This is a genomic window from Micromonospora sp. NPDC049089 (assembly GCF_040648775.1).
In the GTDB taxonomy this organism is placed as follows: domain Bacteria; phylum Actinomycetota; class Actinomycetes; order Mycobacteriales; family Micromonosporaceae; genus Micromonospora.
On record NZ_JBEZEH010000261.1, the window covers coordinates 1 to 8,439 of the forward strand.

The 8,439-nt window shown below is 69.5% G+C and carries 4 protein-coding genes; 3 read left to right on the forward strand and 1 reads right to left on the reverse strand.

The genetic code is table 11. The features are described 5' to 3' along the window. Window positions 1-36: 36 nt before the first annotated feature. Window positions 37-1,791 carry an exo-alpha-sialidase gene (locus AB0B48_RS30105; protein ID WP_357207388.1) on the reverse strand — a complete coding sequence of 585 codons (1,755 nt, stop codon included), beginning with the start codon at window positions 1,789-1,791 and terminating at the stop codon, window positions 37-39. A 329-nt stretch (window positions 1,792-2,120) separates the two neighbouring features. Here AB0B48_RS30105 and AB0B48_RS30110 point away from each other — a divergent pair, with 329 nt between their 5' ends. From AB0B48_RS30110 to AB0B48_RS30120, 3 genes are all read left to right on the forward strand, one after another. Next, a complete protein-coding gene (locus AB0B48_RS30110; protein ID WP_357207391.1) occupies window positions 2,121-4,463 on the forward strand; it encodes a beta-galactosidase in 2,343 nt (780 codons plus the stop codon). Window positions 4,464-4,675: 212 nt separating this feature from the next. Next, the gene (locus tag AB0B48_RS30115; RefSeq protein WP_357207393.1) at window positions 4,676-5,455 is read left to right on the forward strand and encodes a DeoR/GlpR family DNA-binding transcription regulator; all 780 of its coding nucleotides are present in this window, start codon (window positions 4,676-4,678) and stop codon (window positions 5,453-5,455) included. A gap of 143 nt (window positions 5,456-5,598) precedes the next feature. Beyond that, window positions 5,599-8,439: discoidin domain-containing protein (locus tag AB0B48_RS30120; protein WP_357207396.1), on the forward strand; the 2,841-nt coding region annotated here is incomplete at its 3' end.

Genomic DNA, 8,439 nt, shown 5'->3' on the forward strand with positions numbered 1-8,439 from the left:
GGCGTGGTGCCGGCGCCGGGGGCGGAAGGTTGCCGGTCAGGCCCCCTTGACCCAGTCGAGGGTGAAGCGGGCGAAGAAGATCCCACCGGTGTTGCCCACCTCGTACAGGTTGCCGACCGTCCCGTCGGACAGCACGGCCATCGTCGAGTAGCCCGCACCGCCCGGCTTGACGAGGGCGCGAGCCGGCCAGCTGACGCCGTCGTCGGTGGACAGCCGGACGGTGAGGTCGTTGCGCGCGGCCGGGGCCGCGTTGTTGCTGAACAGCGCGGTGCGGGTGCGTACCGGTGCGCCGTTCGTGCCCAGCTCGGACGGGCGCAGGTAGGAGATCTCGTCGGCGTTGCAGAGCGGATCGGTCAGCACCGCGCTGGCCGTGGCCGCGCCGAACGTCACGCCACCGTCGGTCGACGTCGAGTAGAAGCGGCTGCGGGTGCTGTTGTGCCGCATGTTCTGCACGATCGCCCCGGTGCCGCGCTCGATCGCCTTGCTCTCGTTGATGTTCCCGCCGGCCGGTCCGCCGCGCCGCCACGTCACGCCGTGGTCGTCGCTGTAGATGTTGCCGGTCTGGGTGAGGCCGGCCCCGTCCCGGTAGACGAACGGCTGGATGAGACGGCCGGTGCTGCTCTGGATGCCGTGCCCGGAGGAGAAGAACGCCTGCTGCCACGTCGGCAGCTTGATCGTCGGGTTCAGCTCCACCGGGGCGCTCCAGGTGGCGCCGTTGTCCCGGCTGGTGATGTATTGCAGGTGCAGGCTGTTCGGGTCGTTGGCGGTGTTCAGACCCGAGGAGCCGGACCAGAAGCTGATGCCCGGCCTGGGGGAGTAGGTGTAGAAGCAGTAGACGACACCGGTGCTGCGGTCCACCAGCAGGCTGGGGTCACCCGCTCCCTCGCTGATTGTGGCCGGTGCGTGGATGATGCGCGGCTGGTCGAAGCTGCGTCCACCGTCGGTGCTGCGGGTCATCGCGATCTGGATGTTGTTGGTGCCGCCACCCAGGTCGTACGAGCCGTTGACCCGGGCGTCGGCGACGGCGATGACGGTGCCGTTGTTGGTGACGGCCATGCCCGGGATGCGGACCGAGGCGGCCGTTCCGTCGTACCGGCCGTTCGCGCCGTTGAGGTTGCGGATGACGCTCTGGGTGGTCAGCACCGCCGTGCTGTTCATCTGCGGTGTGCCGGCGGTCAGGCCGCACCCGGCGGTGCCGCGCACCGTGGTGTCGAAACCGGGAGCGGTGACCCGCAGGGTGTACGCGGTGCCCGCGCCGACGGTCCAGTAGTGCAGGTAGTTGCCGCCAGCGGCGATGGCGCGGGTCCACGGGGATCCGGTGCGCCCGGCCCAGGTGACGGTGAAGTCCCGGGCGGTGGTGGTGCGGTTCTCCAGCGCGAGCTGGAGACGGCCGGCCGTGCAGTCGTAGCTGCTGAGCGCGGACATGCCGGTGCCACAGTGGAAGATGCCGGCGGAGGTGTCGTCCAGCCCGGTCGGGGTGGTCGTGCGCAGCGTGTAGGCAGTGCCCGCCGGGAGAGTCCAGTACAGCTCGTTGCTGCTGCTGCCGGCTGCGACGGTCCGGGTCCAGGGCGAGTTGGTGCGGCCCGGCCAGGTGACGGTGAAGCTCTGCGCGGTGGTGCTGCCGTTGGTGAGCCGCAGGTTGAGCCGGCCGGTCGTGCAGTCGGCGCTGGCGGTGGCGCTGACGCCGGCGGGGGCGGCGTGAGCCGGTGTGGCGGGCAGGATCGCCGCCACGCCGAGGACAGCGGCCAGGAGCGCTGTCATTCGGCGCGGCAGTGCACGGACAGGAGTCACGGGGGATGTCCTTCCGGGACGGGGGTGGGGTAGGGACAGCCGAGGGGTATAAGACGTCGGATATCTGATGTCGTGACGTTAAAGGGCTGCGAGTGGGTCGTCAATACATCGACGAGCGAGCGCCGCCCGATGGCCCCAGGTCGCATTGGACGCTCCGGGCTGCCGGCGACGCTGATTGAAGATGCAAAATCGCCGGAGATATTTACATCATGTTGCGCGATCTGGCAGGCTCAAAGCACATCGATCATTGTCATCGCGTCCGCGTCCCGGCCCGCCCTCGGCCGTGATCGCCGCCGGCGTGCCGACGATGCCTGTCCGAAGGAGACACCATGCAACGGCGTCAACTCCTTACCCTGGGCGTGCTCAGTCCGTTCGCGGCGATGCTGGCATCGGGCGGCCCGACCCGTGCCGCGGCTGCAGCGCAGACCTTCGGGTTCTCCGCCGACGGCAGCAACTTCCTGCTCGACGGCCAGCCGTTCCAGATCCGCAGCGGCGAGATGCACCCGGCCCGCATCCCGGTGCAGTACTGGCGGCACCGGATTCAGATGGCCAAGGCCATGGGCATGAACACGATCGCCATCTACGTGATGTGGAATCACGTCGAGGAACGGCCCGGTGTCTTCGACTTCACCACCGACAGGCGTGACATCGCGGGCTTCATCAGGCTGTGCCAGGCCGAGGGCATGTACGTGCTGCTGCGCCCCGGCCCCTACGTCTGCGGCGAATGGGACCTCGGCGGTCTACCGCCGTACCTGTTGCGCAACCCGAACATCAGGCTGCGGGTCCGCACCGCCGCCGACCCCAACTACATGGCGGCCGTCACGCGCTACATCAACGCGCTCGCCGCTCTGGTCAAGCCGCTCATGGTGGGCAACGGAGGACCGATCCTGATGGTCCAGATCGAGAACGAGTACGGGTCGTACGGCAACGACGTCGTCTATCTCGAGGAACTGCGGCAACTGTGGCTGCGGGCCGGGATCACCGGACCGTTCTACACCGAGGACGGCCTCGGCCAGGTGCAGGGCAACCGGACGGTCGTCACGGGCGGCGCGATCGCGCTCAGCGGCGGTGACGCGGCAGCCATCGCCGCGGCACGCCAGTCGTTCCCGACCGTTCCGGCCATGTCCGGCGAGCTCTACCCGGGCTGGTTGACCCACTGGGGCGACGGCGGCTTCGCCGGATCGAACACCGACATCTCCAGCCAGCTGCGGGGCCTGATGGCCGGCCGGTTGTCGTTCAACCTCTACATGATCCACGGCGGCACGAACTTCGGATACTCCGCGGGCGCCAACGCCGCCGACAACGGGTCGGGTTACCAGGCGGACATCACCACCTACGACTACGGCGCGCCGATCAACGAACAGGGTGCGCCGGCCCGCCTGTACCCCGCCTACCGGGAGATCATCGGCACCGCCCTCGGGGTGACGCTGCCGGCCGTACCCGCACCGATCCCTACCATCGTGCGCACCGGCGGCCAGGCCGTCCTGCCGGCGGCGTATGCCTCGTTGTGGGACAACCTGCCGGCCGCGCTGTCGACCCAGACGAATCCACAGCCGATGGAGATGTACGGCCAGAACTCCGGCTTCATGCTCTACCGCCGCGTCCTGCCCGGCTACACCCGGGCGACACTGGACATCAGGTCGGTGCGTGACTACGCCACGGTGTTCCTCGACGGCGTCTACCAGGGCGGCCTGTCTCGGAGTAGCCTCCCGGCGGCCTACACGACTCCGCTCGGCGTGACCGTGCAGGACGCGCCGCTGGCGTTGAAGACCTCGGCGAGTGGCAGCCCCACGCTCGACATCCTGGTCGAGGGCATGGGTCGGAACAACTTCGGCCAGGCGCTGGTCGACCGCAAGGGCATCACCGAGCGGGTGTCACTGGTGGACGCGGGCACCCTGACCGGCACGTTGACCAACTGGCAGACCCACCTGCTGCCCGTCGACGAGGCGTTCGTGGCCGGCCTCCGTCCGGTGATCACCAACAGTTCGCGGCCCGGCATCTTCTTCAAGGCCACGGTGAACCTCACCCAGACCGGCGACACGTACCTCGACATGTCCCGGTGGACCAAGGGCGTGGTCTGGGTCAACGGCCGCAACCTGGGCCGCTACTGGAAGGTGGGGCCACAGCAGCGGCTCTACTGTCCGGCGCCGTGGCTGCGGGTCGGCGCCAACGAGATCGTGGTTTTCGACCTGCACCAGGTGCAGGCCCAGCCGATCTCCTTCGAAGCCACCCTGAGCGGCCAGTCGGGCGCCGTCCGCCACACGGTGGTCAACCGGGCCAGCGGAAAGGCCCTCGACGTGCCGGACCTGTCCCGGGCCACCGGCGTGCAGTTGATCCAGTGGACCCCCAACGGCGGTGCCAACCAGGCGTGGCTGATGGCTGGCGCGGTGGGCGGCGTCACCACGATGACCAGCGTCAGTTCGGGTCTGCTCGCTGACGTCGAGGCCGGCTCTACGGCGGAGGGGGCGCGGGTCATCCAGTGGACCGCCACCGGCGGCGGCAACCAGCAGTGGCGGGTCGTGACCGCGTCCGGTGAGTTCGTGAAGCTCGTCAACGTGCAGACCGGAAAGGTCCTCGCTGTGGCCGGCGGTGCGACGACGAACGGGGCCGCGATCGTGCAGCAGAGCGACACGGGCAGCGCCTCCCAGCACTGGCGGCTCACGCCGGCCTGATGCCGGCGGAGCGACATGACGCCGGCCCGACCACTGGTCGGGCCGGGACGGTACGGGTCGGTGGGCGACCAGTCGCGGTGCGGCGGCCGCGCGGATCGCCCACCGGCCCTCGTCGTTCCCGTGGGCTGTCTCCTCGGTCGTGGTGCGGTACGGACGTTGCATCAGAGATGCAAAGATGGCCGTATGGGCGGGCCGAGCGACCGGAGTGCGACGTGAACCAGCGCGAGCGGTGGCACCGGCTCCTGGAAATGGTCGCGGTCGAGGGCCAGCTCGAGATCGAGTCCACCGCCCGTGAGCTGGGCGTCAGCACGGCGACCATCCGACGCGACTTCGACGAGCTCGCCACCCAGCAGTTGGTGACGCGTACCCGGGGCGGAGTGGTGGTCACAAACGTGTCCTACGACCTGCCGCTGCGCTACAAGGCGGTCCGGCAGGCCTCGGAGAAGCAGCGCATCGCCGCCGCCGCCGTCGCGCTGATCCCACCGCGCAGTACCGTGGGGCTCAACGGTGGCACCACGACGACCGAGGTGGGGAGGGCGCTCGCGCTGCGTACCGACCCGAACGGGCAGCTGCCGGAGGTCACTGTGGTGACCAACGCGTTGAACATCGCCAACGAGCTGATCGTGCGACCGCACATCCGGGTGGTGCTCACCGGCGGGACGGCCCGCCCGCAGTCGTACGAGCTGGTGGGCCGCATCGCTGAGACGATGCTCGCGTCGGTGGCGCTGGACGTGGTCGTGCTCGGGGTGGACGCGATCGACCACCAGCACGGCGCCAGCGCGCACAACGACGGCGAGGCGGCGATCAACCACGTCATGGTGACCAGCGCGGCGCGGACGATCGTGGTGGCCGACGCCTCGAAACTGGGCCGCCGGAGCTTCAACCGGATCTGCCCGCTCGGCAACATCGACACCCTGATCACCGATAAGTCGGCGGACCCGGAGAAGGTCGGCCTCATCGAGCAGGCCGGGGTCAAGGTGCTCCAGGTCTGACGGGCGCTGCGTTCGGCAAAGATGGAACCTGGTGCAAAATTACGGGCTGATTCTTGCATCTTGAGTCAAGCGGGTGCAGCATCTCGTGTCATCGGCCTCCGTAAATGTCTGGGTCGCATCGTCCCTCACCACCGGGAGAAACGATGATCTGGTCACCGCTGCCCGCCCACCGCCGCCGTACCACCGTCCGGGCCGCCATCGTGGTCCTCGCCCTGCTCGCCGCGATGCTGCACGCCGTACCCGCCCGCGCGGCCACACCAGGGCGCGCCACCGGCATCACCCGAGCCGGGAACACGTACACCATCACCACCAGCACGGCCGCCCGCATCCGGCTCACGCTGGCGCGCGCGGACATCTTCCGCGTCTGGGCCGCACCGAACGGCACGTTCACCGAACCGGCCGCGAACGAGATCACCGTACGCACCGATTTCGGCAGCGTCGCCAGCACGGTGACCGACGACGGCAGCTCCTTCCGCATCGCCACCGCGGCGGTTGTCATCCGGATCAACAAGGACCCCCTGACGATGCAGGTCCAGCGCCCGGACGGCCGGCCGGTCTGGCGGGAGTCGCAACCGCTCGACTGGTCCGCCGGCCGTACGACGCAGCGCCTGGCGCGCGACGCCGACGAGCAGTTCTACGGCACCGGCCTGCGCCTGGGGGAGTGGGCGCTGCGCGACAAGACGGTGCCGATCGCCGTGGACAACAGGTGGCGGGAGAACACGAACGCCAGTCCGGCGCCCTTCTACCTGTCCACGAACGGCTACGGCGTCCTGCGCAACACGTGGGCGCCCGGCTCGTACGGCTTCACCGCACCGGTCACCACCACCCACAACGAGGAACGCTTCGACGCGTACTACTTCGTGGGCGATTCGCTCAAGGCTGTGCTCGGCGCGTACACCGACGTGACGGGCAAGCCGTTCCTGAGCCCGATGTGGGGCCTCGAACTCGGCAACGCCGACTGCTTCAACGCGTCCAACCCGGCCTACCAGGGCGACCACAACCGGGCCGGGCACCAGCGGACTCCCGACGTGTTGTCGTACGCCCGGGAGGCCCGGGCCAAGGACATGCCGTCGGGGTGGTTCCTGCCCAATGACGGGTACGGCTGCGGCTACGCCGACCTGCCCGCGACAGTGGCAGGCGCCAAGGCGCTCGGATTCCAGACCGGCCTGTGGACCTCCACGGGGCTCGGGTCCATCGACTACGAGGTCGGCACCGCCGGTACGCGTGGCGTGAAGACCGACGTCGCGTGGATCGGCGGCGGCTACCAGAACGCGTTCCGTGGTGTCCAGCAGGCGGTCGACGGCATCGAGCGGAACTCCGACGCCCGCCGCTACGTGTGGACCGTCGACGGCTGGGCCGGTACCCACCGCAACGCCGTCGTCTGGACCGGTGACACGTACGGCAGTTGGGACGACATGCGGTGGACCGTGCCTGCCGTCGCGGGCGCCGGGTTGTCCGGCCTCAACTACGCAACGGGTGACGTCGACGGGATCTTCGGTGGCAGCCCGAACACCTACGTGCGGGACCTGCAGTGGAAGTCGTTCACACCGGCGTTCATGACGATGTCCGGCTGGGGCGCGACCAATCCGGCGCCCGGCTACCAGGACAAGCAGCCCTGGCGCTACGCCGAACCGTACCTGTCGATCAACCGCCGTTACCTGCAGCTCAAGATGCGGTTGATGCCGTACCACTACACGATGAGCCGGGTGGCAAGCGTGACAGGGGTGCCGGCGACGCGGGCCCTGGTGCTGGAGTACCCGAACGACCCGGTCGCCCGGGGCAACGCCACGTCTGGTGAGTTCATGGCGGGCGACGCGTTCCTCGTGGCGCCTGTGGTCTCCGACACCGAGCTGCGCGACGGCATCTACCTGCCGGCCGGCACCTGGACCGACTACTGGACCGGGCGGGTGTACCAGGGACCGCTCACTCTCAACGGGTACGTGGCACCGCTCGACCGGCTGCCCCTGTTCGTCAAGGGCGGCTCGATCGTGCCGATGTGGCCGCAGATGAACTACACAGGTGAGAAGCCGGTCTCCACGCTGACCTACGACCTGTACCCGCGCGGCTCGTCGAGCTTCACGCTCTACGAGGACGACGGCATCACCCGCGCTTACCAGGGCGGGGCTTACGCCACCCAGCAGGTCCGGGTGGCCGCGCCGACCTCCGGCACCGGAACGGTCACCGTCGACGTGGGTGCCTCCACCGGTGCGTACGCCGGCAAGCCGTCGTCGCGCTCCTACGAGTTCAGCGTGCACCTGTCGGCCGCCGCGCAGGCGGTCACGGTCGCCGGCCAGACGCTGCCGAGGTTGAGCACGCGCTCCGCGTACGACTCGGCGAGCAGCGGTTGGTTCTACGCGGACGGGATCCTGTGGATCAAGGCCGGTGCGAGGAGCACCGCGTTCCAGACCCGGATCGACGGCGCCGTGCTGCCGGTCCCCGGCAGCGGCACGTCGACACCGCCGATCCCGAACGACAGCTGGCGGCTCGTGTACGCCGACAGCGAGGAGACGAGCGCGGAGAACGGCAGGGCCACCAACGCGTTCGACGCAGACCCGGGCACTTTCTGGCACACCGCCTGGTCCTCCACGCCCGCGCCCCTGCCGCACGAGATCCAGATCGATCTGGGCGCCACGTACCAGGTCGACGGGCTGCGGTACCTGCCACGGCAGGACGGGGGCGTGAACGGCCGAATCGGCCGCTACGAGGTGTACGTCTCGGACAGCCCGAGCGCCTGGGGCACGGCCGTGGCGTCGGGGACGTTCGCCGACACGTCGACGCAGAAGGTGGTGCCGTTCACCGCCGCCCGCACCGGCCGGTACGTGCGGCTGCGGGCACTGAGCGAGGCCGGCGGCCGGGGGCCGTGGACGACTGTGGCCGACCTGACGGTCACCGGCACAGCTGTCGCGTCAGCGTCGGGGAGAGACGTTCGTCTTGACCGCCTCGCCCGGGTGCCGTTCCAGCAGGGTCAGGTGCTTGAGCGCGGC

Excerpts from the sequence above, each read along its gene's own strand:
- AB0B48_RS30110 (WP_357207391.1), top strand. The coding sequence starts at position 2,121 with ATGCAACGGCGTCAACTCCTTACCCTGGGCGTGCTCAGTCCGTTCGCG.